The 23,600-nt window shown below is 75.0% G+C and carries 19 protein-coding genes; 6 read left to right on the forward strand and 13 right to left on the reverse strand.

The window, feature by feature from the left end; all coding sequences use genetic code 11:
- Nucleotides 1-33: 33 nt before the first annotated feature.
- Nucleotides 34-1,275 carry an amidohydrolase gene (locus tag ACF07V_RS11440; protein WP_392153267.1) on the forward strand — a complete coding sequence of 414 codons (1,242 nt, stop codon included), beginning with the start codon at nucleotides 34-36 and terminating at the stop codon, nucleotides 1,273-1,275.
- Nucleotides 1,272-2,744 (forward strand): APC family permease, encoded by a 1,473-nt coding sequence (locus tag ACF07V_RS11445; RefSeq protein ID WP_392153269.1) that lies wholly within the window; start codon nucleotides 1,272-1,274, stop codon nucleotides 2,742-2,744. The genes ACF07V_RS11440 and ACF07V_RS11445 overlap by 4 nt, the downstream gene beginning before the upstream one ends.
- A gap of 55 nt (nucleotides 2,745-2,799) precedes the next feature.
- Here the strand turns inward: ACF07V_RS11445 and ACF07V_RS11450 are convergent, their stop codons facing one another.
- The 7 genes from ACF07V_RS11450 to ACF07V_RS11480 form a co-directional block, all read right to left on the reverse strand.
- Complete coding sequence (locus tag ACF07V_RS11450; RefSeq protein ID WP_392153271.1) at nucleotides 2,800-4,035, reverse strand: amidohydrolase; 1,236 nt, start codon at nucleotides 4,033-4,035, stop codon at nucleotides 2,800-2,802.
- A 189-nt stretch (nucleotides 4,036-4,224) separates the two neighbouring features.
- The gene (locus ACF07V_RS11455; protein ID WP_392153272.1) at nucleotides 4,225-7,011 is read right to left on the reverse strand and encodes a SpoIIE family protein phosphatase; all 2,787 of its coding nucleotides are present in this window, start codon (nucleotides 7,009-7,011) and stop codon (nucleotides 4,225-4,227) included.
- On the reverse strand, nucleotides 7,008-9,074 hold the full coding sequence (locus tag ACF07V_RS11460; protein ID WP_392153274.1) for a SpoIIE family protein phosphatase: 2,067 nt from the start codon (nucleotides 9,072-9,074) through the stop codon (nucleotides 7,008-7,010). The genes ACF07V_RS11455 and ACF07V_RS11460 overlap by 4 nt, the downstream gene beginning before the upstream one ends.
- A 280-nt stretch (nucleotides 9,075-9,354) precedes the next feature.
- The gene (locus ACF07V_RS11465) at nucleotides 9,355-10,533 is read right to left on the reverse strand and encodes an MFS transporter (protein ID WP_392153275.1); all 1,179 of its coding nucleotides are present in this window, start codon (nucleotides 10,531-10,533) and stop codon (nucleotides 9,355-9,357) included.
- A 48-nt stretch (nucleotides 10,534-10,581) separates the two neighbouring features.
- On the reverse strand, nucleotides 10,582-10,761 hold the full coding sequence (locus tag ACF07V_RS11470; RefSeq protein ID WP_392153276.1) for a hypothetical protein: 180 nt from the start codon (nucleotides 10,759-10,761) through the stop codon (nucleotides 10,582-10,584).
- Nucleotides 10,762-10,879: 118 nt separating this feature from the next.
- On the reverse strand, nucleotides 10,880-11,263 hold the full coding sequence (locus ACF07V_RS11475; protein ID WP_392153440.1) for a hypothetical protein: 384 nt from the start codon (nucleotides 11,261-11,263) through the stop codon (nucleotides 10,880-10,882).
- A gap of 169 nt (nucleotides 11,264-11,432) precedes the next feature.
- Nucleotides 11,433-12,881 (reverse strand): peptidoglycan D,D-transpeptidase FtsI family protein, encoded by a 1,449-nt coding sequence (locus ACF07V_RS11480; protein ID WP_392153278.1) that lies wholly within the window; start codon nucleotides 12,879-12,881, stop codon nucleotides 11,433-11,435.
- A 126-nt stretch (nucleotides 12,882-13,007) separates the two neighbouring features.
- Here ACF07V_RS11480 and ACF07V_RS11485 point away from each other — a divergent pair, with 126 nt between their 5' ends.
- The gene (locus ACF07V_RS11485) at nucleotides 13,008-14,093 is read left to right on the forward strand and encodes a hypothetical protein (protein WP_392153280.1); all 1,086 of its coding nucleotides are present in this window, start codon (nucleotides 13,008-13,010) and stop codon (nucleotides 14,091-14,093) included.
- A gap of 28 nt (nucleotides 14,094-14,121) precedes the next feature.
- Here ACF07V_RS11485 and ACF07V_RS11490 read toward each other — a convergent pair whose 3' ends face one another.
- Genes ACF07V_RS11490 through ACF07V_RS11500 form a run of 3 tightly spaced genes read right to left on the reverse strand, consistent with a single transcriptional unit; the run spans nucleotide 14,122 to nucleotide 17,005 of the window.
- Entirely contained in the window at nucleotides 14,122-14,739 is a 618-nt protein-coding gene (locus ACF07V_RS11490) for a response regulator (RefSeq protein WP_392153442.1), read from the reverse strand.
- Nucleotides 14,740-14,777: 38 nt separating this feature from the next.
- Nucleotides 14,778-16,013, reverse strand: a complete 1,236-nt coding sequence (locus ACF07V_RS11495) for a sensor histidine kinase (protein WP_392153282.1) — start codon at nucleotides 16,011-16,013, stop codon at nucleotides 14,778-14,780.
- Complete coding sequence (locus tag ACF07V_RS11500) at nucleotides 16,010-17,005, reverse strand: hypothetical protein (RefSeq protein ID WP_392153283.1); 996 nt, start codon at nucleotides 17,003-17,005, stop codon at nucleotides 16,010-16,012. The genes ACF07V_RS11495 and ACF07V_RS11500 overlap by 4 nt, the downstream gene beginning before the upstream one ends.
- 186 nt (nucleotides 17,006-17,191) lie before the next feature.
- Here ACF07V_RS11500 and ACF07V_RS11505 point away from each other — a divergent pair, with 186 nt between their 5' ends.
- Nucleotides 17,192-17,689: a cupin domain-containing protein gene (locus tag ACF07V_RS11505; protein ID WP_392153285.1), complete on the forward strand. Its 498-nt coding sequence runs from the start codon at nucleotides 17,192-17,194 to the stop codon at nucleotides 17,687-17,689.
- A gap of 9 nt (nucleotides 17,690-17,698) precedes the next feature.
- Here ACF07V_RS11505 and ACF07V_RS11510 read toward each other — a convergent pair whose 3' ends face one another.
- Nucleotides 17,699-18,469, reverse strand: coding sequence for an IclR family transcriptional regulator (locus tag ACF07V_RS11510; RefSeq protein ID WP_366042810.1), 771 nt, complete (start codon nucleotides 18,467-18,469; stop codon nucleotides 17,699-17,701).
- Between the two features lie 151 nt (nucleotides 18,470-18,620).
- On the opposite strand from ACF07V_RS11510, the gene ACF07V_RS11515 reads away from it, so the two are divergent.
- Nucleotides 18,621-20,123, forward strand: a complete 1,503-nt coding sequence (locus ACF07V_RS11515) for an aldehyde dehydrogenase (NADP(+)) (RefSeq protein ID WP_392153287.1) — start codon at nucleotides 18,621-18,623, stop codon at nucleotides 20,121-20,123.
- A gap of 3 nt (nucleotides 20,124-20,126) precedes the next feature.
- Here the strand turns inward: ACF07V_RS11515 and ACF07V_RS11520 are convergent, their stop codons facing one another.
- Entirely contained in the window at nucleotides 20,127-21,134 is a 1,008-nt protein-coding gene (locus ACF07V_RS11520) for a zinc-dependent alcohol dehydrogenase family protein (RefSeq protein WP_392153288.1), read from the reverse strand.
- Nucleotides 21,135-21,224: 90 nt separating this feature from the next.
- Between ACF07V_RS11520 and ACF07V_RS11525 the strand changes: the two genes are divergently transcribed.
- A complete protein-coding gene (locus tag ACF07V_RS11525) occupies nucleotides 21,225-22,139 on the forward strand; it encodes an AraC family transcriptional regulator (protein WP_392153290.1) in 915 nt (304 codons plus the stop codon).
- A gap of 34 nt (nucleotides 22,140-22,173) precedes the next feature.
- On the opposite strand, the gene ACF07V_RS11530 is transcribed toward ACF07V_RS11525, so the two are convergent.
- Nucleotides 22,174-23,547, reverse strand: coding sequence for an MFS transporter (locus ACF07V_RS11530; RefSeq protein WP_392153292.1), 1,374 nt, complete (start codon nucleotides 23,545-23,547; stop codon nucleotides 22,174-22,176).
- Between the last annotated feature and the right edge of the window lie 53 nt (nucleotides 23,548-23,600).

Here is a 23,600-nt window from a genome sequence, read left to right on the forward strand (position 1 = left end):
CCCCTCGTCCGCACTCTTCGCGAAGGAGACACCATGAGCGAGGCCTCCGCCCCGCCCGGGCCCACCGCCCTCCTCGGGGCCGCCCTCCCCGACGGCCGCACCGCCGACGTCCACCTCCGGGACGGCCGGGTGAGCGCCGTCGAGGCGCACGTCCCCGACCGCCCCACCCCGCCCGGCGCCCTCCACCTCGGCGGCGCCCTGCTGCTGCCCGCCCTCGTCGACGGCCACGCCCACCTCGACAAGACCCTCCTCGGAGCCCCCTGGCGCCCGCACCGGCCGACCGCGACCCTGCACGAGCAGATCGCCGCCGAGCGCGCCTCCCGGCACACCGAGGAGGTCCCCGTCGCCGAGCGGGCCGCCGCCCTCGCCCGCCGGATGGTCTCCCTCGGCACCGGACACGTCCGCTCCCACGTCGACGTCGACCCCGACACCGGCCTCGACCACCTGCACGCCCTCCTCGACGTCCGCGAGAAGTTCCGCGACCGGCTCGGCATCCAGCTCGTCGCCTTCCCGCAGTCCGGGGTCGTCACCGCGCCCGGCGTCGCCGAACTCCTCGACGCCGCCCTCGCCGACGGCGCCGACCTCGTCGGCGGCCTCGACCCGGTGGGCTTCGACGGCGACGCCGCGGGCCAGCTCGACACCGTCTTCGGACTCGCCGAGCGCCACGGCAAGGGCATCGACCTGCACCTCCACGACGGCGGCGACACCGGCACCGCCCAGCTGCGGGACATCGCCGCCCGCACCGCCGCCCTCGGCCTCGGCGGCAAGGTCGCCGTCAGCCACGCCTACGCCCTCGGCGACGTCGACGCCACCGAGCTCGACCGCACCGCCACCGCCCTCGCCGCCGCCGGCGTCGCGATCATGACCAACGGCCCGAGCGGCCCCGTACCGCCCGTCCTCCGGCTGCGCGAGCACGGCGTCCGGGTCTTCGCGGGCTCCGACAACATCCGCGACACCTGGTGGCCCTACGGCACCGCCGACATGCTCGAACGCGCCACGATCATCGGCCTCAGGACCGGGCTCATGACCGACTCCGAACTGTCCTTCGCCGCCTCCCTCGTCACCGGCGAGGCCGCCGCGGCCCTCGGCCTCACCGACTACGGCATCGCCCCCGGCGCCCGCGCCGACCTCGTCGCCGTCGCCGCCGGCTCCGTGCCCGAGGCCGTCGCCGCCCACCCCCGCCGGCTCCTCGTCCTGCACGCCGGAATCCTCGTCGGACCCTTCGCCGACGACCCGTACCCCACGCTCGTCCCGTCCGCCGGAGCGCCCGCATGACCACCGACACCACCCCCCGTACGACGCCGGGAACGGCACAGGAAGCGGCGGGCCGGCTCGCCGCCGGCCGGATCGGCACCTTCGACCTCGTCTTCTTCGTCGTGGCCGCCGCCGCGCCGCTCACCGTCCTCGCCGGCGTCGCCCCCTTCGCCATCGGCATCGGCGGCCCCGGCGCCCCGCTCGCCTACCTCGTCTCCGGCGCCCTGCTCGCCCTCTTCGCCGCCGGGTTCACCGCGATGAGCCTGCACGTCCGCAACGCCGGGGCCTTCTACGCGTACGTCGCCCGCGGCCTCGGCCGCACCCTCGGCGTCGGCACCGCCTACGTCGCCGTCGTCTCGTACAACCTCGTCACCCCCGGAGTCGCCGCCGCCTTCGGCTACTTCGCCGCCGGATCCGTCCGTGACGCCACCGGCGCCGACGTGCCCTGGTGGCTGCTCTCCGGGCTCTGCGTGCTCGCCGTCGGCGTGCTCGGCTGGCTCAAGGTCACGCTCAGCGCCAAGGTCCTCGGCATCGCCCTGGTCCTGGAGGTCCTCTCGCTCGTCGTCATGGACGGCGGCATCCTCGGCGAGCGCGGCACCGCCGCCCTCGACACCGCGTCCTTCGCCCCCTCCACCCTCGCCGCGGGCGGCGTCGCGGGCATGTTCGTCCTGGTCATCGGCGCCTTCACCGGCTTCGAGGCCACCGCGATCTTCGCCGAGGAGGTGCGCGAGCCCCGCAAGACCGTGCCCCGGGCCACCTTCATCGCGATCGGCTTCCTCGCCGTCTTCTACTCCCTCGGCTGCTGGCTGATCATGGGCGCCTTCGGCACCGACAAGGCCGTGGAGCTCGCCCGCGCCGCCGACGGGCCCGAACTCACCTTCCGGGCCGCCGAGCTCTACGCGGGCGCCTGGCTGGCGGACGCCATGCACGGGCTCATCATCGTCAGCGCCTTCGCCGCCACGCTCGCCTTCCACAACGCCGGAGCCCGCTACCTGTACGCCCTCGGACGCGAGGGCCTGCTGCCCCGCCGCCTCGGCTCGGTCTCCGGGAAGCACGGCTCGCCCGGCGGCGCCGTCGTCGCCCAGACCGGCTTCAACCTGGCCGTCGTCGGCGCCGGCGCGCTCCTCGCCGCCGACCCGTACGGCGAGGTCTTCCTGTGGACCAACAGCGTCGGCGTCCTCGGCATCATGGGCATGCAGGCCCTCGCCGCGCTCGCCGTCTGGGCCTACTTCCGGCGCGACCGGATGGGCCTCTCGGCCGCCCGGGTCGTCTGGGCGCCGCTGATCTCCTGCGCGGGCCTCGCCCTGCTCACCGTCCTCGCCGTGGTCCACTTCGACCTGCTCACCGGCCGCACCGGCGCCGTGAACACGGCCCTCCTGGTGCCGCTGCCGGTGGTCCTCGCGGCCGGCCTCCTCGTGGCCCTCCGGATCCGGCGCCGGGACCCCGAGCGGTACGCCTCGCTCACGACGGTGGACGTGGAGCGGGACTGATCGGGCGTGCGTACGGGGCGGGGCCGCCCCCGCCCCGTACGCCTTCCCGCGCCGCTCAGACCAGGCGGCCGTCCCGCGCCACCACCCGGCCCGCGCGGACCACCAGGTCACGGCGCGGCACGTCCACCACCGCCTGCGGCAGGCACTCGCCGTCCACCAGCATGAAGTCGGCGGGGGAGCCCGGCCGCAGGTCCGCCTTCGGCAGGCCGAGCAGCTCCGCGCCCCCGTCGGCGGCGAGCCGGAAGCAGCCCTCCAACTCCTCGTCGAGCCGGGCGTCCAGGGCCCAGGCCGCGAGCCAGGCGCGGTGCAGCATGTCCGCGTTGCCGAACGGGCTCCAGCTGTCCCGCACCCCGTCCGAGCCGAGACCCACCGTCACCCCGCGCTCGGCGAGCCGCCGGAACGGCAGGATCGTCGTCGTCGAGAGGGCGACCGTCGTGAGCGAGACGCCGGCCTCCGCCAGGAGGTCCGCCGTCTCGTCGAGTTCGCGGTCCGGGAGGGCCGCGACCGCGAAGGCGTGGCCCACGTTCACCCGGCCCTGCAGCCCCAGCGCGCGCGTGCGGGCCGCGATGTCCCGCAGCGGCGCGAGACCCTGCTCGCCCCGGTCGTGGAGGTGGACGTCGAGCCCGAGCCCGTGCTCCTCGGCCAGCGCGAAGACCGTGCCGAGCTGGTCGCCCTCCCGGCCGCCCTCCGCGTCGAAGCCGGCCGGGTCGATGCCGCCGATGTGGCTGACGAGCCCGCTCGCCGCGGCCTCCGCCAGGAGCTCGGCCACCCCCGGGGTCCGGACCACCCCGTGCTGCGGGAAGGCGACCAGCTCCACGTCGACGGTCCCGGCGAGCTTCCGGGCCGCCTCGGCGACCCCCTCGATCCCGGAGAGCCCGAAGGCCGGGGCCACGTCCGCGTGGGCCCGCATCGCCCGGGTGCCCTGCGCGGCGGCGCGCGACATCAGCCGCAGCGCCCGCTCGGCCACCGGCGTCGGCAGGGCGCGTGCCAGCTCCACGTCCCCGGCGACGTACTCGGCGATGCCGTGCGCGGGCCGGCGGCTGTGCCAGGGCTCGCCCCAGGAGGTCTTGTCGGGGTGGATGTGCGCGTCGACCAGGGTCGGCAGCGCGAGCCGGCCGCCGCCGTCGATCCGCTCGACCTCGGCGCCCGGGGGGACCTCGGCGACGAGTTCGCCGTCCACGGCGATCAGGTCGCGGGCGGGGCCGCCGAAGGGGCGTACGTCGTGGAAGAGGGTGGCGGTGCGGGGCGGGGTCACGCGGGGCTCCTCAGGGGCAGCGACAGGGGGCGCCATTTGGTATACCATGCGCCTCGGCCGGTGCGGGTTCAGGCACGGGAGCCTAGGCCCGGCCAGGGGCGCCGTCCGTTGTGCCCACCCTCCCCCAAGCTCTCGGCTTCGCTCGAGCAGGGGGGACCCCCATCGCCCCAGCGGAACGATTGCCCACAACGAACGGCGGGCCACTGCCCACAACGGGGGCGGGGCTCACCACGCGAGGTCCTCCAAGGCGTCCAGGTCCGGCACTGCCATGGCCACCGGTTCGTCGTCGTTCCCGCCGACGCGGAGTTCCGCCCAGATCGTCTTGCCGCGCCGGGCGTACCTGGTGCCCCAGCGCTCCGCGTACTGCGCGACCAGATAGAGCCCGCGCCCGCCCTCGTCCGTCGTCGCCGCGTGCCGCAGATGCGGCGAGGTGCTGCTGCCGTCCGAGACCTCGCAGATCAGCGTCCGGTCGTGGAGGAGCCGTACGCGCACCGGATCCGCCCCGTACCGCACCGCGTTCGTGATCAGCTCGCTGAGGATCAGCTCCGCCGTGAACGCGAGCCCGTCGAGCCCCCACTCCGACAGCTTCTCCGCCGCCGCGTTCCGTACCGGCGACACCGCCGACGGGTCCCGGGGCACCTCCCACTCGGCGATCCGGTCCCGGTCGAGCAGCCGGGTCTCCGCCACGAGCAGCGCGATGTCGTCGCGCGGCGTCGGCGACAGGAGCGTCGCGAGCACGTCCGCGCAGGTCTGCTCCGGGCTCCGGTCCGGCCGGGAGAGCGTCGACCGCAGCAGCCCGAGCCCCGTGTCCAGGTCCCGCCCGTGGTCCTCCAGGAGCCCGTCGGTGTACATCACCAGCTTGCTGCCCTCCGGCAGCCGCAGCTCCGTCGACTCGAAGGGCACATCGCCCAGACCCAGCCCCAGCGGCAGCCCCGGCGACAGCTCCGGGAACTCCACCCGCCCGTCCGGACCCACCAGAGCCGGACCGGGATGCCCCGCGCTCGCCACCTGGCAGAGCCCCGACGCCGGGTCGTAGATCGCGTACAGACAGGTCGCGCCGGTGATGCCCTCGTCCCGCCGCCGCACCTCCCCGTCCGGCACCTCCGACTCCCGGTCGTCGATCCGCCCCGTCAGCTCGTCGAGATGGCCGAGCAGCTCGTCCGGCGGCACGTCCAGCGTCGAGAAGTTGTGCACCGCCGTCCGCAGCCGCCCCATGGTCGCCGCCGCGTGCAGGCCGTGCCCCACCACGTCGCCCACCACGAGCGCCACCCGCGCCCCCGGCAGCGGGATCACGTCGAACCAGTCGCCGCCCACCCCGGCCTTCGCCGGCAGGTAGCGGTACGCCACCTCCACCGCGCTCTGCTCGGGCAGCGCCCTCGGCAGCAGGCTCCGCTGGAGCGTCACCGCCATCGCGTGCTCCCGGGTGAACCGGCGCGCGTTGTCGATCGCGACCGCCGCCCGCGCCGCCAGCTCCTCCGCGAACGACAGGTCCTCCTCCCCGAACGGCTCCGGGGTGTCCGCGCGCCAGAAGTTGGCCATCCCGAGGACGACCCCACGGGCGAGCAGCGGCACGGTGAGCAGCGAGTGCATCCCGTACGCCAGGGCCTGCGCGGCACCCTCCGGGTCCTGCGCCCGCCAGCCCTCCGCCGCGGCGAGCTCCGGCTCCACCACCGCGTGCCCCGCGTGCAGGGCCTTCGCCATCGGCGTGCTGGAGACGTGGAAGTGGACGGTGTCCCCGACCGGCTGGAGCGGCTGGTCCGGGCGCAGCCCGCTCAGCGCCGTCCGCCGCATCTCCGTGGACGTGGCCGCCGTCTCCGGGGGTTCCTCCCCGCGCAGCACCGGTTCGAGCAGCTCCACCGTCGCGAAGTCCGCGAACCGGGGCACCGCCACCTCCGCCAGCTCCTCCGCCGTCCGTACGACCTCCAGCGTGGTCCCGATCCGCACACCCGCCTCGTACAGCAGCTGCAGCCGGCCCCGGGCCACCGCCGCCCGGCCGGTCACCGCCGCCAGCTCGGTGGTGTCCCGCATCGTCATCACGCACCCGGACTCCGAGCCGTGCTGCAGGGTGGGCCGCACGCTCACCGCGAGCAGCCGGTCGCCCGCCCGGTGCACCTCGTCGGTCGCCGCCCGCCCCGACTCCAGGAGCTCCACCGTCCGCGGATCGAGGCCCAGCTCCGAGACGTGCCGCCGCTCCGCCTCCGCCGTCAGACCGAGCAGCCGGCGCGCCTCGTCGTTGGCGAGCAGCAGCCGGTGGTCGGCGTCCACGATGAGGACCCCTTCGCGCACCGCGTGCAGCACCGCCTCGTGGTGCTCCTTCATCCGGGTCATCTCCGCGGGACCGAGCCCGTGGGTCTGTCGCCGCAGCCGTCGGCTCACCAGCGCCGCCCCGCCCACGGCCGCCGCCAGGGCGCCGCCCGCCGCGCCGATGAGCAGCGGCAGCCGTCCCTGCACGGCGTGCGAGATGCTCTCCACCTCGATGCCGCTGCTGACCATGCCGACGAACCGGCCCCGGTCGTCGAACACCGGGACCACCGCCCGCACCGCGTCGTTCGGCGCGCCGTGGAACAGCTCCGTGAACGCCTCGCCGTCCACGGTCGCCCGCGAGAGGTCCCCGGTCGCCTTCTGGCCGATCAGCTCCGGCTGCGAGTCGGTGTAGCGCACCCCGGAGGGGCTCAGGACCGCGATGAAGTCCACGCCCGTGGCCTTCCGGGTCGCCTCCGCGCGGCTCTGGAGCTGCGCCGTCGGATCGGAGGAGGTCAGGGCGTCGTCGACGCCGGGCGCGTGGGCGAAGGCCTCCGCGACCGCGAGCGAACGGATCCGGGCGTCCCGCTCGGTGTCCCGGTTCGCCTGATGGAAGGTCACGAACACGGCCGCGGCGATCACCAGGAGCGCGATCAGCGCCTCCAGGGCGAACACCTGCCCGGCGACGCTCCGCAGCCCCGTCCCGGTGCGGCGTCCTTTGCCCTGCCCCGGGGGCCGCCCCCGCCCCGTTCCGCGGTCGCGCGCCGTCATCCCGTGCTCCGGGCGATCAGGAGCGCCACGTCGTCCGGCGCGCCCGGCCGGCGCAGCGCCCGGAGGAGCCGGTCGCAGGTCTCCTCGAGCGGTCCGCGCTCCTCGTCGAGGAGGCGTACGAGCAGGGCGAGCCGCTCGTCGATCGACTCCGTACGCGTCTCGATCAGACCGTCCGTGTACAGCACGAGCAGGTCCCCGGGCCGGAACGGCACCCGGGCCGTCCGGAACACGCCGCCGCCGACCCCCAGCGGCACCCCAGTCGAGAGCCGCACCAGCTCGGCCGGCCCGTCCGCCGGGACCCGGACGGGCGGCAGATGGCCCGCGTTCGCGATCCGGCAGCGCTGCCGCACCGGGTCGTGCACGGCGAAGAGACAGGTCGCGATGTAGTGCTCCAGGCCCGCCGTGATCCGGTCCAGATGCCGCAGGACCTGCGCCGGGGACAGATCGAGGTCGGCGAACGCGCAGGTCGCCGTCCGCAGCCGGCCCATCGTCGCCGCCGCGTCGATCCCGCTGCCCATCACGTCCCCGACGACCAGCGCCGTCTTGTCGTCGGGCAGCGCGATCACGTCGTACCAGTCGCCGCCGACCTCGCTCGACGCGTGCGCCGGCTGGTAGCGGGCGGCGACCTCGAGGCCCGCCCGCTGCGGCGGAGACCCCGGCAGCAGACTGCGCTGGAGCGTCACCGCCGAGTTCCGCACGCTCTGGTACCAGCGGGCGTTGTCGATGCTGACGGCCGCGCGGGCCGCCAGCTCCGTCGCCAGCAGGACGTCGTCCCCGTCGAAGGGCAGCGCGTTGCGGTCCCGCTTGAGGTCGAGCGCGCCGAGCACCTCGCCGCGCGCGATCAGCGGCACCGCCAGGTACGAGTGGACCCCCGCCCGCGCGAGGAGCTCCGCGGCCTCGGGGCTGCGCGCGATCCGCGACAGGTCACCGGGGCCCACATGCTCCACCAGGACCGGCAGACCGGTGTGCACGCACCGGGTGACGAGCCGGTCCGCGCCGTACATCGCGACCTCCCCCGGCGGGTCCGCCGCCGGGAGCGCGTCCGTCGCGCCCTCGGCCTTCACCGCGAGCGCCCGGAACAGCTCGGGCCCGTCCTCGGGCGCGCCCGGCCTGCGCAGCGCCAGGACGGAGTCGAGGACGTCGACGGCGGCGATGTCCGCGAGCTCCGGCACCACCACCGAGGCCAGCTCGTCGGCCGTCCGCTCCACCTCCAGGGTGGTGCCCACCCGGGCCGAGGCGTCCGCGATGAGCGCGAGCCGCCGTCGGGACCGGTCGGCGTCCGCGTCCGCCCGGTGCCGTTCGGTCACGTCGATCACCGAGGCCGCGACGCCCTGGACGCGGCCGTCGGCCCCCTCCAGACGGTAGAAGGAGAGCGACCAGTTGTGCTCGTGCTCCGGGTCCGCCGGGGTCCGGCCCGCCACGGCGTGGTCGAGAATCGGCGTCCCCGTGCCCAGCACCCCGCGCAGCGCCGCCTCCAGGGCCTCGGCGTCGACCTGCGGGAGCATGTCGGCGATCCGCCGGCCGAGGTGGTCCGCCGCCGGGATGCCGTTGATCCGCTCCAGGGCGGGGTTCACCAGGACGTAGCGCAGCTCGGTGTCGAGTACGGCGAGGCCGATCGGCGACTGGGAGACCAGCCGGTCGGAGAGCGCGAGCTCGGTCTCGATCCGCTCGACGGCGGCGGCGTCCGCGGCGATCCCCAGGGCGTACAGGTCGCCCAGGTCGTCGGTGAGCCGCATGTTCCGGAACTCCACGCGCCGGACGGAGCCGTCCTTGTGCCGTACGGGGAAGGTGCCGGCCCAGGTCGGGCCGCCGCGCAGCACCTCGCCGAAGAGGCGCTGCGCCTCCTCGCGGTGGTCCTCGCCGACGATCAGCCGGGCCACGTAGCGGCCGAGGGCCTCGTCGGCGCGGAAACCGAAGAGGGTCTCCGCCTGTGGGCTCCACAGCACGATGCGGCCGCGGGCGTCCACGACGACGGCCGCGACGCCGAGCACGTCGAGGAGTCCCTTGCCGTCCAGGGGCACACCGACCCGCCCCGCGGTCCCCGGGAACGAACCGGCCGTCACACTGCCCTCCTCCCGCCGCGCGGGGCGCCTGTCTCCATGCTCCCCGCCCCCAGGCCCCGCCGCACCCCGTTGTGCGCGCGGGTCCCGCCGGGGCGGCGCCCACCCCGTTGTGGGCATGCGTTCCGCAAGGGGCGGTGCCCCCCGCCCACCCCCGTCGTGGGCAGGCGTTCCGCTCGAGCAGGGGGACCCCCATCGCCCCAGCGGGACGATTGCCCACACGGGCGGGGCGCGGGCCCACACGGCGGCGGGGCCGCGTCGTGTGGGGGCGCGCGAGAGGGGGTCAGGTGTTGTCTCGGGGGAGGAGGTCGGCTCGGCGTGTGGCCGGTACGAGGGTCGTCGCCCAGGCCAGGCCCGCCACCGCCAGGAGCGGCAGCAGCACGCGGACGTCGACGACCGCGACCAGGCCCGCGCCCAGCGCGATGGCCAGCGCGTTCGGCGCCATGACCACCGTGTTCGCGGTCGCCGCCATCCGGCCGACCGCCTCCGCCGGGGCCTCCCGCTGGACGGCCGTCATCACCGCGATGAGGACCCACGGCATCCCCAGGCCGATCACCGCGCTCGCCGCCAGGGCCGTCGCCTCGTACGGCAGGGCTCCCCGCACGCCCACGGCAAGGGCGAACAGCGCGAGGCCGGCGGCGGCGAGGGCCCGCTCCGGGATCCGGCGGAGCAGCGGGCCCGTGACCAGGCCCGCGAGGACGGAGCCCACGCCCTGGACCGCGTAGAGGACTCCCGCGTACGCGGGCGCGTGCCCGAGCCCCCGGTCCACCACGGCGTAGATCGCGGCCCCGTTCACCCCGGCGAGGAGCATCGTGAACGCCCCCGTCGCCACCAGCGGCCGCAGCACCCGGGAGGCCCGGAGCAGCCGCACGCCCTCGGCGGTCTCCCGCCACCAGTTCCGGGTCTCCGGCCGGGCGGGGCGCGCCTCCCGGACCGGCATGAGGGCGAACAGGACCGCGGCGACGGCGAAGCTCGCCGCGTCGAGGAGGGCGACGGGCCCGCCCCCGTACGCGGCGAACAGGCCCGCCGCGACCAGCGGGGCGATCAGCTTCATGGACTCGTTCGCGGTCATCCGCAGCCCGTTGAACGTGCCGAGCCGCTTCTCGTCGACCACGGAGGCCACCAGCGCCTGCTCCGCCGCGTCATGGACGGAGCCCTGCGCCCCGTACAGCACGAGGACCGCGAAGAGCAGCCACACCCTGTCCGCCGACTCCACCCACAGCAGGACGGGCAGCAGGCCCGCCATCGCCAGGTTCAGGACGACGAGCAGCGGCCTGCGCCGCACGCGGTCGGCGAGCGTGCCGAGCAGTGGCCCGAGGAGCACGGGAGCCCAGAGGGCGAAGGCGGCCAGGGCCGCCAGACTGTCCGAGCCCGTGAGGGACTTGACCCAGATTCCGGAGACCAGCCACATCGCCGTCGTCCCGAATCCGGACACGACGACACCTGTCAGATACCAACGCATGGCCGAAGGCTGCCGTCTGAGGCGGGCCGGCCGGATCGGTCGGTTGCCCTAGATCGTTTCCCCGGAGACGGCGCTCAGTGCCCTACGTGCCGCCGCGCACAGCGCGTCGTCGTCCGGCACGGACCGCCGGCTTCCGTGCTCCACCGGCCGCTCGTCGGCGTCGAGGAGGGCGCGCAGGGCGGGTACGGCGGGTGCTGCCGCCGGGCCGATCCGGCCGAGCAGCCGCACCGTCTCGGTGACCGCCCGGGTGGCGCCCCCTTCGCCGGTCCGTACGCGTGCCGGTGGGACGCCCAGTCGATGTCGTGGAGCCCGGCGAGCGGGTCGGGCCCGCCGGGGGCGCGGTCGTTCATCCCCGTACCGCCGCCCGCTTCTCGTACCTCAGCGCGAGTCCCGTCACCACCGCGCCGAGCCCCTCCCACAGGCCCACGCCGAGGAAGCCGGCCGGGGCGCGGCCGCCGACGACCGCGAGGGTGAAGACGGCGCAGGTGAGCAGCCGGAAGGGGACCGTCCAGCGGAAGAACGGCTTCCAGTCGGCGAGGGCGGCGAGGACGTAGTAGACGCCCATGTTGAGCGCGGCCATCGAGGAGGCCGTGAGGAAGACCAGGGTGTGGTCCCCGTCCGCGCGCCGGCCCGCGGGCACCGGCTCGAAGCCCATGACGGTGAGCAGGGCGTCCGGGGCGACCAGGCCCACCACCCCCAGGGCGGCGGCGAGCACGCCGAAGACCGCCATGGTCCAGCCGGACAGGGAACGGGGCAGACGCACGGCGGTCCTCCGTGGGACGACAGGTGGGACGAAGAGCAGGGGCACACCCCATGATTCGAATGTGTAATCGGATCATGGGGTGCGCCCCTGCATATCGTGTGACGGGGCCCGACGGCCAATCGGCCCCCGCCCCCTGTCACTTCAGCGCCGCCTCCATCATCTTCTGCGCCACGGGGGCCGCCAGGCCGTTGCCGCTGACCTCGGAGCGGGCCGCGCCCGAGTCCTCGATCATCACCGCGACGGCGACCTGCTTCCCGGTCGAGGAGTCCTTGGCGTAGGAGGTGAACCAGGCGTACGGCGTCTTGCTGTTGTTCTCGCCGTGCTGCGCGGTGCCGGTCTTGCCGCCCACCTCGGCGCCGGCCACGGCCGCGTTGGTGCCGGTGCCCTTCTCCACGACGGTCACCATCGCGCTGCGCAGCTGCTCGGCGGTCGAGGAGGAGACGATCCGCTCGGTGTCCCCGTCCTCGTACGAGTTCAGCGCGTCGCCGTCGGAGTCGACGACCTGCGAGACCATGTGCGGGGCGGCGAGCAGGCCGTCGTTGGCGATGGCGGCCGACACCATGGCCATCTGCAGCGGGGTGGCGGTCACGTCGAACTGGCCGATGCCGGTCAGGGCCGTCTGCGCCTTGTCCATGCCGGAGGGGTACACGCTCGCGTAGGCGCGGACCGGGACGTCCAGCTCGGCGTCGTTGAAGCCGAACTTCTCCGCCATCGCCTTCACCTTGTCCTGGCCCAGGTCGGCGGCCATCTTGGCGAAGACGTTGTTGCAGGAGTACTGGAGCGCGGTGCGGATCGTGGCGTTCTCGCAGGGCGCGGAGGCGTTCTCGTTCCTCAGTACGGTCCGGGTGCCCGGCAGGGTGTACGGGTCGGGGCTCTTCGTCGCCGTGTCCACGGAGCCGTAGAGACCGTCCTCGAGGGCGGCGGCCGCGACGACCAGCTTGAAGGTGGAGCCGGGCGGCAGCGGCTGCCGGAGCGCGCGGTTCACCAGCGGCTTGTCCTCGTCGGTGGTCAGCTCCTTCCAGGCGTCGCCGTCGTTCGTCCCCGCGATCTTCGACGGGTCGTAGGACGGGGTGGAGACCATGGCGAGGATCCGGCCGGTCGCCGGGTCGATGGCGACGGCCGCGCCCTTCTTGCCGCCGAGCGCCCGGTAGGCGGCCTTCTGCACGTCCGGGTCGATCGTGGTGACGACCGTGCCCGGTTCCTGCTGCTTGCGGGTGACGGCGTCCAGGGGGTTCTTCAGCCGGTCGTCGGTGCCGTCGAGGACGGAGGAGTAGATGCCCTCCAGCTGGGTCGCGCCGTAGGCCTGCGAGCTGTAGCCGGTGACCGCCGCGTACAGCTCGCCGTCCGTGTAGGTGCGCTTGTACGAGAGATCCGATCCCTCCGTCTTCTTCGAGCCGGTGACCGGGGAGCCGGCCACGACGATGTTCCCGAGCGGCTGCGCGTACTGCGCGATGGTCTTCCGCCGGTTCTTCGAGTCGTCCGCGAGCGCCTTGCCTTCGTACGCCTGCACCCAGGTGGCCCGTCCGAGGAGGGCGAGCACCAGGATCAGGACGAAGACCGACGTGTGCCTGATCGTCTTGTTCATCGCACTTCTGGGGACGAACGGGGCGGTGGCGGACGTTCCAGATGTGGCCGGTTTCTCAGCGAACCTTCATGTCGGAGCACCGTGTGATCATGTGACGGCCGGAGACGCAGGGGGAGAGGGGTCGGCGTGAGCGTGGGTGGGGAGAAGGACGGCTCGTCCGTGCCGGACGAGGTGTGGGCGGAGTTCCTGAGGACCTCGGGCGAGGGCGCCGGCGACGCGCCGAAGGAGCCGTCCGCGCGGGCCCGCGAGGTCGCGGGCCGGCTGCGGGACCGGCCCGCGGAGCCGACGCCCTGGCGCGCGCACACGCCCGGACGGCCCCGGCGCCGGAACGGCTGGTACGTGGCGGGGCTCGTGGCCTCGCTCGTACTGCTCGTGGTGGCCCTGGACCCGGGCGGCCTCATCGGCTGGTCCGGCGACGGGGACCGGGACGCGAAGCCCGTCGCGCAGGAGACCGCGCGACCGGAGGAGGCGCCTCCTGCCGAGCCGGGCGGGCGGCCCACCCTGGACGAGCCCTTCAAGGGTTCCCCGGCGGCCCGCTGGGCGAACGGCACGGCCGGCATCACCGTCCCCCCGGCCAGGGCGACCGGATGGATGTCGAAGGCCGAGGTGGAGCGGGCGCTCGCGCGGACCCGTGACTTCCTCGCCGCGTCCAACCTGGACCCGGCGGTGCTGCGCGGCGGGCGCCCGGAGAAGGCGATCGCCCTGATGAACCCGCACCAGAAGGACGTCACCGCCTTCGTGACGACCTCGCTGCGCACCCCGGACAAGGACCACGACCCGCTGCTGCTCTTCAGCCGCTTCGACCCCGCGCAGGCGCGCCCGGCCGGGGACGTGGTGAAGACCCGCGGCCGTCTCTCCTTCCGCGAGGGGCGGCTCGGGGCCCTGGAGGTGACCGCCGACGTCACCTACGTGTACCCGGTCGCGCCGGCCGGCGGCGGCGACGAGGTCGTGCGCGTGATCGTGCGGCGGGAGACCGTGGTGAGCTGGGACGACCCGTCGAAGGTGATCACCGAGAAGGGGACCTTCAGCCTCCTGTCGTACCGGACCGACATGACGAACGGCGGCTGCGACAACACCACCGGGTCCTTCCGGCCGGAGTTCGGCGGCGGGGGCCCGGCCGCCGGCGCGGACGGCGGGACGGTCGACCCGTACGACCGCACCGGCCCGATCGCCGGGGGCGACGGCGGCTGCGCGACCGCCACGCGGTCCTGAGACCGGGCCCCCGCCGCCGGCGGGGGCCTCAGCCCGCCCCCACGAACCCCGACTCGTACGCCAGGATCACCGCCTGGGTGCGGTCGCGGGCACCCAGTTTCGACAGGACCGCCGCCACGTGGGTCTTGACCGTGGCCGGGCCGACGCCCATCCGGCCGGCGATCTCGGCGTTCGTGAGGCCCGTCGCCACCAGACGCAGCACCTCCGCCTCCCGTTCGGTGAGCCGCGCCACCCACGGCGGCGCCACCCGCGGCCTGCGGCGGGCGTGCTCGGCGGCCAGGCCCCGTACCGCCGCCGGGTAGAGCAGCGAATCGCTCCGCGCGACCAGGCGGACCGCGCTCACCAGCTCGTCGGCGGCCGCCCGCTTCAGGAGGAAGCCGGCCGCGCCGACGCGCAGCGCGTCGTACACATAGGAGTCGTTCTCGAAGGTCGTCACCACCACGATCCGCGGCGGCTCCGCCATCCCGGCGAGGATCTGCTCGGTGGCCCGGATCCCGTCGATCTCCGGCATCCGAACGTCCATGAGGACGACGTCCGGACGCTCCGCCCGCACCACCGACACCGCCTCGGCGCCCGTGGACGCCTCGCCGACCACCTCCAGGCCGGGCTCCGCGTCCAGGATGACCCGCAGGGCCGTCCGGACCATCCGCTCGTCGTCGGCGAGGACGACCCTGACGGGGGCGGTCACCGGGGGATCCTGACCGCGAGGCGCCAGACGCCGTCCGCCGGTCCCGTCTCGGCGGTGCCGCCGAACAACCGGGCCCGCTCGGCGATCCCGCGCAGGCCGCGTCCGCCGTCGGGCCGGGTGACGGGGGGCCGGTCGGGCAGGGGGTTCTCCATGGTGATCTCCAACTCCTCGGTACGGGCGTCGAGCCGTACGGTGACGGGCTGGCCGCCCGCGTGCCGGGCCGCGTTCGTCAGCCCTTCCTGGACGATCCGGTACGCCTCCCGGGACAGCGCCTCCGGTACGGAGCCCAGGGCGCCGTCCACCGTCAGCGCCACCCGCGGCCCCGCGCCCCGCACCAGGGCCTCCAGGGCGTCGAGCCCCGGGCCCACGCCCTCCTCGACCTCCCCGCCCCGGCGCAGCAGGCCCAGGACCCAGTCCAGTTCGCCGACCGTGCGCCGGGTGGTCTCCTCGATCGCGGTCAGCGCCTCCCGTACGAACTCCAGGTCGGCCCGGTCGCCGTCCAGGACCCGGCGGGCCGCGCCCGCCTGGAGGGTGACCGCGCTCAGGGCGTGGCCGACCGAGTCGTGCAGCTCGCGGGCGAGTCGGTTGCGGGACTCGGCCTCGGCGGCGCGCCGTTCGGCCGCCGCGAGCCGGTCCGCCGGGCTGGGCCCGAGCATCCGGGGCGCCTGGCGGGCGAGCAGGGCGCCGGTCGCGGCGGCGACGGCGGCGAGGGCGAGCAGCATCAGGAGGCCCGCCGGGAGCGCCGCCCAGACCCACCAGCTCCGGTCGAGCCCCCAGAACCGACCGAGTTCGGACGCCCGGAGCCCCGGCGAGAGCGGCAGCGCGAGGACGGCGACCGCGAACGGCGGCAGGGCCAGGGTCGCCCCGCTGATCAGCGCCCCGGCGCCCAGGTGCAGGGTGAACCAGCCGGCTGTCCGGGCCCTGGCCTCCCGGCCGCGCGCGGGGCCGTCCGCGAACCGGTCCGCGTCCACCCCGCACAGCGCCCGCGCCGCCGCCACCGACATCGGCCGGGCCAGCGGGAAGAGCGCGGTGACCGCGGCGAGCGGCAGCCCCGCCGCGTACGCCCAGAGCTGGGTACCGAGGCCGCCGGCGAACAGGCCGCCGTCGTCGAGCAGCGGCGCCACGACGAGGGATCCGACCATCCAGAACGGCATGAACAGCGCGCCGCCCAGGATCAGATGGAGCCAGCGCAGCCTGGCCCGCTGCCCGAACAGGGCCCGAACCGGTCTCACGCCCCGGCGCTCCGCCGCCGCAGGAACAGTGCCACGCACGCGGCGAGGAGGAACCCGGTGATCATGTCGCCAGCGTAGGACAGCTGTACGAGCCCGGGGACGTGCTTGGTCGGATCCGACTCCGGGAGGAGCGCGACGAGCGACATGTAGGCGCCCCAGCAGCCCACGGCGGCCGAGGCCGTCCAGGCCAGGGCGAGTGTGCCGCGCACCCGGAGCCGGGCGGGCCGGCGCAGTACCAGGAAGAGGGTGAAGGCGACGGCGAGGACGAGGAACCCGAGCCGCTCGGCCTCCAGGACGTAGAAGTCGGAGTCGCGTTCGGCGATCCGGCGGGGGGACAGGCCTGTGGCCGAGCCGGCCGCCCACATCAGGTGCAGCGTGGCGGGCACGAGTGCGACGACCGCGCCGGCCACGGCGAGCGCCCGCGCCCCGGGCCCGGACGTGCGGGCGGGGAGCTCGCCGAGCCGGCCCCGCCACACATGGCTCCAGCGGTCCCGGGCGTACAGGGCGAAGAGGGTGCCGAGGGCGAGGCCCTGGAGGATGAAACCGCCGTAGACGACGCCGAAGACCCAGTCGTCCAGGAAGGGTTCGCTGGGCGCGGCGGCCTTCTCGTCGCCGGTGACGAGGGCGACCGCGAGCTGGGCCGGGTAGCCGGTCATGATCGGGGTGAGCAGCCCGGTCGCCGCCCACATGGGCAGGGCGAGCAGCCAGGCGGGGAAGCGCCGGCCCCAGGCCTGGGTGAGCAGCAGGGCGAGGACGACGACGAGGACGTCGGCGACCACCGAGACCGCGTTGGCGATCACCATCATCTGCCGGTGCTCCAGGAGCACGCTCCCGGCCGGGATGCCGATCCGGCTGCCCGCCACCCAGGCGACCTTGAGCGAGATGTACGGGAGGCAGGCGAGGATCGCGAGGGCGCGCAGCGCCCGGCGGGCGGCGCTCGGACGGTGGCCGGCGGCGGGCGCCGGGGCGGGGAGGTGCGCGGTCTGTGTCATGGCTCCACGCTCCCGCGCGGACCCCTGCCGCCACCTCCTGCCGAGCGGTGAACCGCCTCCGCCGCGCGGGGGAGGAGCCCTCCTCCCGGGGCCTGGGCCGTGGCTTCCCTCCGGCGGAATTGACCCGTGTTTCCGGTGATCGATTGCCCCTGTGGCGGGGGTCAATGGAGGCCTAGGGTAGTGATCATGAACGAGATCGAGACCTTCGCCCCGCTCCTCACCCGCGCCGCCACCGCCGAGACCACCGCCGACCCGAGCAGCGTGATGACCCTCCTCGCCGACTCCGGCACCACCGGCGGACAGCTCACCAGCTACCGCTCCTCGTTCGCGAAGGGCGCGGTCGGCGCCCCGGCGCACTTCCACACCAAGGCCTCGGAGATGTTCTTCGTGCTCGGCGGGTCGCTCCAGGTCCTGGTCGGCGAGGAGCTGACCGTCCTGGACCAGGGCGACTTCCTCCTCGTCCCGCCACACACCCCGCACGCCTTCGCGGCGGCGCCCGGCGCCGAGGCCGACGTCCTCTTCGTCTTCACGCCCGGCATGGCCCGCTTCGACTACCTGCGCCTCCTCGGCCGCGTCATGCGGGGCGAGGCGAGCTTCGAGGAGATCAAGGCGTCCTCGGAGCAGTACGACAACCACTACGTCGACAGCCCGGTGTGGCAGCGGGCCCTCGCCGACCGTGCCTGACCGGACGGCTCAGAGGCGGCGGGTCGCCAGGGTCAGCCGGTCCCGCGCGTCGAACAGCGCGTCCTTGATCATCTGCTCGTGGGCGGGGGTGAGCCGCGCCACCGGCACCGAGCAGCTGATCGCGTCCCGCGCCGGGGTCCGGTAGGGGATCGCGACGCCGAAGCAGCGCAGCCCCAGGGTGTTCTCCTCGCGGTCCACCGAGTAGCCCTGCTCGCGGATGACGCGCAGCTCCTCGATGAGCTTCTCGCGGTCGGTGATCGTGTGCTCGGTCAGCGCCGGGAGCGTCTCCGGGAGCAGCTTGCGCACCTGCTCGTCGCTGTGGGTGGCCAGCAGCGCCTTGCCGAGCGAGGTCGAGTGCGCGGGCAGCCGGCGCCCGACCCGGGTGAACGGCCGCAGATAGTGCTGGGACTGACGGGTCGCCAGATACACGACGTTGGTGCCGTCGAGCCGCGCCAGGTGGATGGTCTCGGTGGTGTCGTCGGAGAGCCGGTCCAGGGTGGGCCGGGAGGCGGCCACCACCTCGTCGCCGTCGATGTACGAGGTGCCGACGAGCAGGGCCCGCACCCCGATCCCGTACCGCGTGCCCGTGGCGTCCGTCTCCACCCAGCCCAGCTCGACCAGGGTGCGCAGCAGCATGTACAGGCTGGACTTGGGGTAGCCGACGGCCTCCTGGACGGCGGCGAGCGAATGCATCCCGGGGCGCCCCGCGAAGTACTCGAGCAGCTCCACGGTCCGCACCGCGGACTTCACCTGTGCCCCACCCGCGTCGGCAGTCGCCATGGCCCTCGCCCCTTTTCCGTTGTCCGGCCGCCCACCGGCCACCCCGGCCGAACGGGGGCCCTTGTGGAGACGGCCGGGCCGTCAATAGAGTCCCGCCCAGATGCGTTCATCTACGGGAACTGTGTTCAGAATAGCGAACAGGGGCGTGGCGGTGGCGGCAGAACCAGTGTGGAGTGTGGACCCCCGGACGGGGAAGCCGCGCGAGCAGGTTGCGGTGGAGGCCACAGCCGAGGAGGTGGACCGCGCCGTCAGGGCCGCGCACGCCGCCCGCGAGGCCCTCGCCGACCGGGCGGTGCGGGCCGCCTTCCTCCGTACCGCCGCCGACCTCCTCGACGCCTCCGGCGAGCACGTCGTCGAGGCGGCCGACGCCGAGACCGCCCTCGGGCCCGTCCGCCTCACCGGCGAACTGGCCCGCACCACCGCCCAGTTGCGCGCCTTCGCGGAGGTCGTCGAGGACGGCTCCTTCCTCGACATCCGGATCGACCTCCCCGACCCCACGACCACCCCGCCCCGGTGCGACCTGCGCCGCTGGAAGATCCCGCTCGGCGTCGTCGCCGTCTACGCCGCCAGCAACTTCCCGCTCGCCTTCTCCGTCCCCGGCGGCGACACCGCGAGCGCCCTCGCGGCCGGCTGCCCCGTGGTCGTCAAGGCCCACCCCGACCACCCGGCCACCTCCGAGCTCTGCGCCTCCCTGCTGCGCCGGGCCGCCGCCAAGGCCGGCCTCCCCGAGGACGTCGTCGTCCTCGTCCACGGCTTCGACGCCGGCGTGGAACTCGTCCGCCACCCGCTCGTCTCGGCGGCCGGCTTCACCGGCTCGATCCGCGGCGGCCGGGCCCTCTTCGACGCGGCCGTCACCCGGCCCGTCCCCATCCCCTTCCACGGTGAACTCGGCTCCCTCAACCCGGTCGTGGTCACCGAGGCCGCCGCCGCGGAGCGCGCCGAGGAGATCGGTGCCGGTCTCGCCGGCTCCATGACCCTGGGCGCCGGCCAGTTCTGCACCAAGCCCGGCTTCGTCCTCGCCCCCCGGGGCGCGGACGGCGACCGCTTCCTCGACGCCCTCACCGCCGCCGTCAGCGAGACGGAACCGGCCGTCATGCTCGACCACCGCATGCGGGACGCCTTCGTCACCGGGGTCGCCGAGCGCGCCGCGCTGACCGGGGTCGACACCCCCGTCACCCCCGGCGCGGGCGGCGCCCACACCGTCAGCGCCGGCGTCCTCGCCGTCGACGCCGCCGCGCTCGCCGAGGACGGCCACCACCTCCTCCTGGAGGAGTGCTTCGGACCGGTCACCGTCGTCGCCCGCTACTCCGGCCGGGAGGAGGTGGCCGCCGTCCTCGGCCTGCTGCCCGGCAACCTCACCGCCACCCTGCACATCGCCGAGGATGCCGCCGGGGATCCCGACGCCGCCCCGCTGCTCGCCGAACTCACGCCCCTCGCCGGCCGCGTCCTCGTCAACGGCTGGCCCACCGGCGTCGCCGTCGCGCCCGCCCAGCACCACGGCGGCCCCTACCCGGCCACCACCTCCACCTCCACCTCGGTCGGCGCGACCGCGATCGAGCGCTGGCTGCGCCCGGTCACGTACCAGTCGACGCCCGACCACCTCCTCCCGCCGGAACTCCGCGACGGCAACCCGCTGGGACTGCCCCGGCGCTGACGCCTAGGAGTCGAGCCGCACCACGATCTTCCCGAGGTGCGTGTTCGACTCCATCAGCCGATGGGCGTCGGCGATCCGCTCCAGACCGTCGAAGGTCTCGGCGATCACCGGCGCCAGGGAGCCGTCCCGCAGCCCCGAGCCGATGAACCCCGCGGCGAGCCGGCGCCCCTCCTCGGTCCTGGCCAGCGCCCCGTTCGCGTACGCGTGCGTGGTCAGCGGCCAGTTCCGCGACAGCTCGGTCGGCCGCGGGTCCAGCCAGCCGTAGAGCACGGCGGTGCCACCGGTCCGCAGCGCGTCCCCCAGGCGGGCGAAGCCGGGCCCGCCGATCGCGTCGAACGCCAGGTCCGCGCCCCTTCCGCCGGTGATCCGCCGCACCTCGTCGACCAGGTCCTCGGTGTCGGTGGTGATCACATGCGCGGCCCCCAGCTCAAGGAGGGGCTTCCGCTTGTCCTCGCCGCGGGTGGTGGCGAGCGGCACCGCGCCGATCCGCAGCGCCGTCTGGATCGCGGCCGTCCCCACCCCGCTCGACGCGCCCGTGATCACCACATGGTCGCCCGGACGCAGACCGCCGGTCAGGACCATCCCGCCGTACGCGGTGAAGTAGCCCAGCCACACGGCCGCCGCCGTCACCGCGTCCACCCCCTCGGGCCGGGCCACCACGTACTCCTCGGGGAGCACCACCCGCTCCGCGTACACGCCGTACGTCCCGAACTCGAAGTTGGCCGCCGCCATCACCGGGTCGCCCGGGGCGTACGCGGTGACCCCCGCGCCGACCGCCTCGACCACCCCCGCCGCCTCGTAGCCGAGCCGCGAACCCGGCAGCGTCGCCGGGTAGTAGTAGGTGCCGGCCCGGAACAGCGCCTCCGCGCGGTTGAGCCCGATCGCCTCGACCCGGACGAGCACCTCCCCGGGACAGGGGTCCGGGAGCGGCACCTCCTCGACCCTCAGCACCTCGGGTCCGCCGAGCTCGTGGAAGAGAACAGCCTTCGTCGTCATGCCTGTTGTCGTCATGGCGTCGACGTTAGGAAGGCCGGGCAAGACGATCCATGTCTCCCCGGCTTCCCGCCATGTCCGATCGTCTCGCCCGCTACCGTTCGGGCCATGGACGTACTGAGCGATGCCATCGCCTCCATGCGCACCGGGCGCCCGCACTCCTCCCGCACCGTCCGCTTCGCCCCCTGGGGCTACCGCTTCCCCCCGAGCATGGGCGCCGGATTCCACGTCCTCCTCCAGGGCACCGCCTGGCTGCTGCCCCCGGACGACGGCGCCCCCGTCCGGCTCGGCCCCGGCGACATCGTCCTCGTCGCCCACGCCACCGGCCACGGCCTCGCCGACCGGCCCGACACCCCCCTGGTCGACGCCGTGCCCACCCCCGACGGCTCCTGGCCCACCCGGCCCGCCCGCGGACCCGTCGGCGCCGAGGAGACCCTGCTGCTCTGCGGCGCCTACCAGCTCAACCGGTCCCGCGCCCACCCCCTGCTCACCGAACTGCCGCCGTACGTCCACCTCCCCGCCCGGGTCGGCGCCCACCCCCGGCTGCGCGCCGCCGTCGACCTGCTCGGCGCCGAACTCGCCGAACCCCAGCCGGGATCCGACGCCGTCGTGCCCGCCCTCCTCGACACCCTGCTCCTGTACCTGCTGCGCACCTGGTGGCTCACCGAGTGCGGCGACCGCTCCACCGGCTGGTCGGCCGCGCTCAGCGACCCGGCCGTCGCGGGCGCCCTGCGCGCCCTGCACGGCGACCCCGCCCGGTCGTGGACGGTCGAGGAGCTCGGCGCGCTCGGGGGCCTCTCCCGCGCCGCCTTCGCCCGCCGCTTCACCGCCCTCGTCGGACGGCCGCCCCTCGCGTACCTCACCTGGTGGCGCATGACCACGGCCGGCCGCCTCCTCCGCTCCGACGACCTGCCCCTCCGGGCCGTCGCCGAACGCTCCGGGTACTCCTCGGAGTTCGCCTTCGCCAAGGCCTTCAAACGGGAGTACGGGGTGGCACCCGGCCAGTACCGCAAGGGCGCCTAGGGTGTCCGGAAAGCCCCGCCCGGCACCCACCCCCCTAGCGCGTCCGGGTTCCGCGGCGCGGCAGCCGCAGTGACACCAGGGTCGTCAGGGTCAGCAGGCCGGCGCTGATCAGGAGGCTCGTGCGCAGCGCCGTCGCCATGTCCTGGGCCGCGAGGGAGCCGAAGACCGCGATCGCGAGCGCGCCCGCCGTCTGACGGATCGCGTTCAGGAGGCCCGCCGCCGTGCCCGCCCGCTCCGCAGGGACGGCCTCCATCATGGCCGCGATCAGCGGCGGCAGGGAGAAACCGGCCCCCAGCGCGAGCGGCACGAGGAGCAGGGCCTGGGCCACCCGCGAGGAGTCCGCGTCCACGGTGAGCAGGCCGAGGAGCCCGGCCACCGCGACCGTCTGGCCCAGGACGATCGGCAGCCGCGCCCCGTACCGCGCGGCCACCCGCGCCGACAGGACGTTCACCCCGGCGAGCAGCCCCGTCATCGGCAGGAACATCAGCCCCGCGCCGAGCGCCGAGAGCCCGAGGACCTGCTGGAAGAAGAGGCTGAACACGAAGACCATGCCGTAGAAGGCCACGCTGTTCGCCGAACCGGCCGCCACCGCGACCGCGACCGTCGTGTTCCGGAACAGCCCGAGCGGCACCATCGGATGCCGCCGCCGCGCCTCGACCAGCAGGAACGCGGCGAAGGAGACCACCGCGACCCCCAGCGCCCACCAGGCCTCCGCGCCGCCCTCGATCGCGGCGAAGGTCAGCGCCCCGAGCGCCGTCATCGCCGTCAGCTGCCCCGGCAGGTCCAGCGGGGCCGGCCGGCGCTCCGAGCGGGCGACCCGGGTCAGCAGGACGAGCGCGAGGAGCCCGAGGGGCAGGTTGATGAAGAAGATCCCGCGCCAGCTCCAGGCCGTGGTCAGCGCCCCGCCCGCGACCGGGCCGAGCGCCACCGCGACCGTGCCGCCCGCAGCCCAGAGCGACACCGCACGGGCCCGCCGCGCCGGATCGCCGTACGCCTCCCGTACGAGGGCGAGGGAGGCGGGCAGCATCACGGCCGCCGCCGCGCCCTGCACCGTCCGGGCCGCCAGGAGCCCGGGGAGGCCGGGGGCGAGACCGCAGGCGGCCGAGGCGAGGGTGAAGACGACGACCCCCGCCCCGTACGCCCGGCTCGCCCCGACCCGGTCGGCGAGCGCCCCGCTGGAGAGCAGCAGCGCGGCGAAGGCCAGCGTGTACGCGTCGACCACCCATTGCAGGCCCGTCATGCCGGCCCGCAGGTCGGCGCCGATCGCGGGCAGGGCGACGTTCACGACGGAGGTGTCGAGGGTGATGAGGGCGAAGCCGAGCATGGCCGCGGCGAGGGCGGGCCCGGGGGCGGAGCCGGGGGATTCGCGACGGTCAACGGGGGCCTTGGTGAGGACTGTTGAGGACATGCGCCCAGCTTCGTGAGCCGCGGGCCCGTACAGTAGTGGCTGGAATGCCATAC

It is taken from the genome of Streptomyces sp. NPDC015661, assembly GCF_043077765.1.
Taxonomy (GTDB): Bacteria; Actinomycetota; Actinomycetes; order Streptomycetales; family Streptomycetaceae; genus Streptomyces.

Excerpts from the sequence above, each read along its gene's own strand:
- ACF07V_RS11525 (WP_392153290.1), top strand. The coding sequence starts at position 21,225 with ATGGACGTACTGAGCGATGCCATCGCCTCCATGCGCACCGGGCGCCCG.
- ACF07V_RS11490 (WP_392153442.1), bottom strand. The coding sequence starts at position 14,739 with ATGGTCCGGACGGCCCTGCGGGTCATCCTGGACGCGGAGCCCGGCCTG.
- ACF07V_RS11475 (WP_392153440.1), bottom strand. The coding sequence starts at position 11,263 with ATGGCGGTCTTCGGCGTGCTCGCCGCCGCCCTGGGGGTGGTGGGCCTG.
- ACF07V_RS11510 (WP_366042810.1), bottom strand. The coding sequence starts at position 18,469 with ATGGCGACTGCCGACGCGGGTGGGGCACAGGTGAAGTCCGCGGTGCGG.
- ACF07V_RS11455 (WP_392153272.1), bottom strand. The coding sequence starts at position 7,011 with ATGACGGCGCGCGACCGCGGAACGGGGCGGGGGCGGCCCCCGGGGCAG.
- ACF07V_RS11500 (WP_392153283.1), bottom strand. The coding sequence starts at position 17,005 with ATGACACAGACCGCGCACCTCCCCGCCCCGGCGCCCGCCGCCGGCCAC.
- ACF07V_RS11445 (WP_392153269.1), top strand. The coding sequence starts at position 1,272 with ATGACCACCGACACCACCCCCCGTACGACGCCGGGAACGGCACAGGAA.
- ACF07V_RS11465 (WP_392153275.1), bottom strand. The coding sequence starts at position 10,533 with ATGCGTTGGTATCTGACAGGTGTCGTCGTGTCCGGATTCGGGACGACG.
- ACF07V_RS11520 (WP_392153288.1), bottom strand. The coding sequence starts at position 21,134 with ATGACGACAACAGGCATGACGACGAAGGCTGTTCTCTTCCACGAGCTC.
- ACF07V_RS11530 (WP_392153292.1), bottom strand. The coding sequence starts at position 23,547 with ATGTCCTCAACAGTCCTCACCAAGGCCCCCGTTGACCGTCGCGAATCC.
- ACF07V_RS11505 (WP_392153285.1), top strand. The coding sequence starts at position 17,192 with ATGAACGAGATCGAGACCTTCGCCCCGCTCCTCACCCGCGCCGCCACC.
- ACF07V_RS11440 (WP_392153267.1), top strand. The coding sequence starts at position 34 with ATGAGCGAGGCCTCCGCCCCGCCCGGGCCCACCGCCCTCCTCGGGGCC.
- ACF07V_RS11480 (WP_392153278.1), bottom strand. The coding sequence starts at position 12,881 with ATGAACAAGACGATCAGGCACACGTCGGTCTTCGTCCTGATCCTGGTG.
- ACF07V_RS11450 (WP_392153271.1), bottom strand. The coding sequence starts at position 4,035 with ATGGCGCCCCCTGTCGCTGCCCCTGAGGAGCCCCGCGTGACCCCGCCC.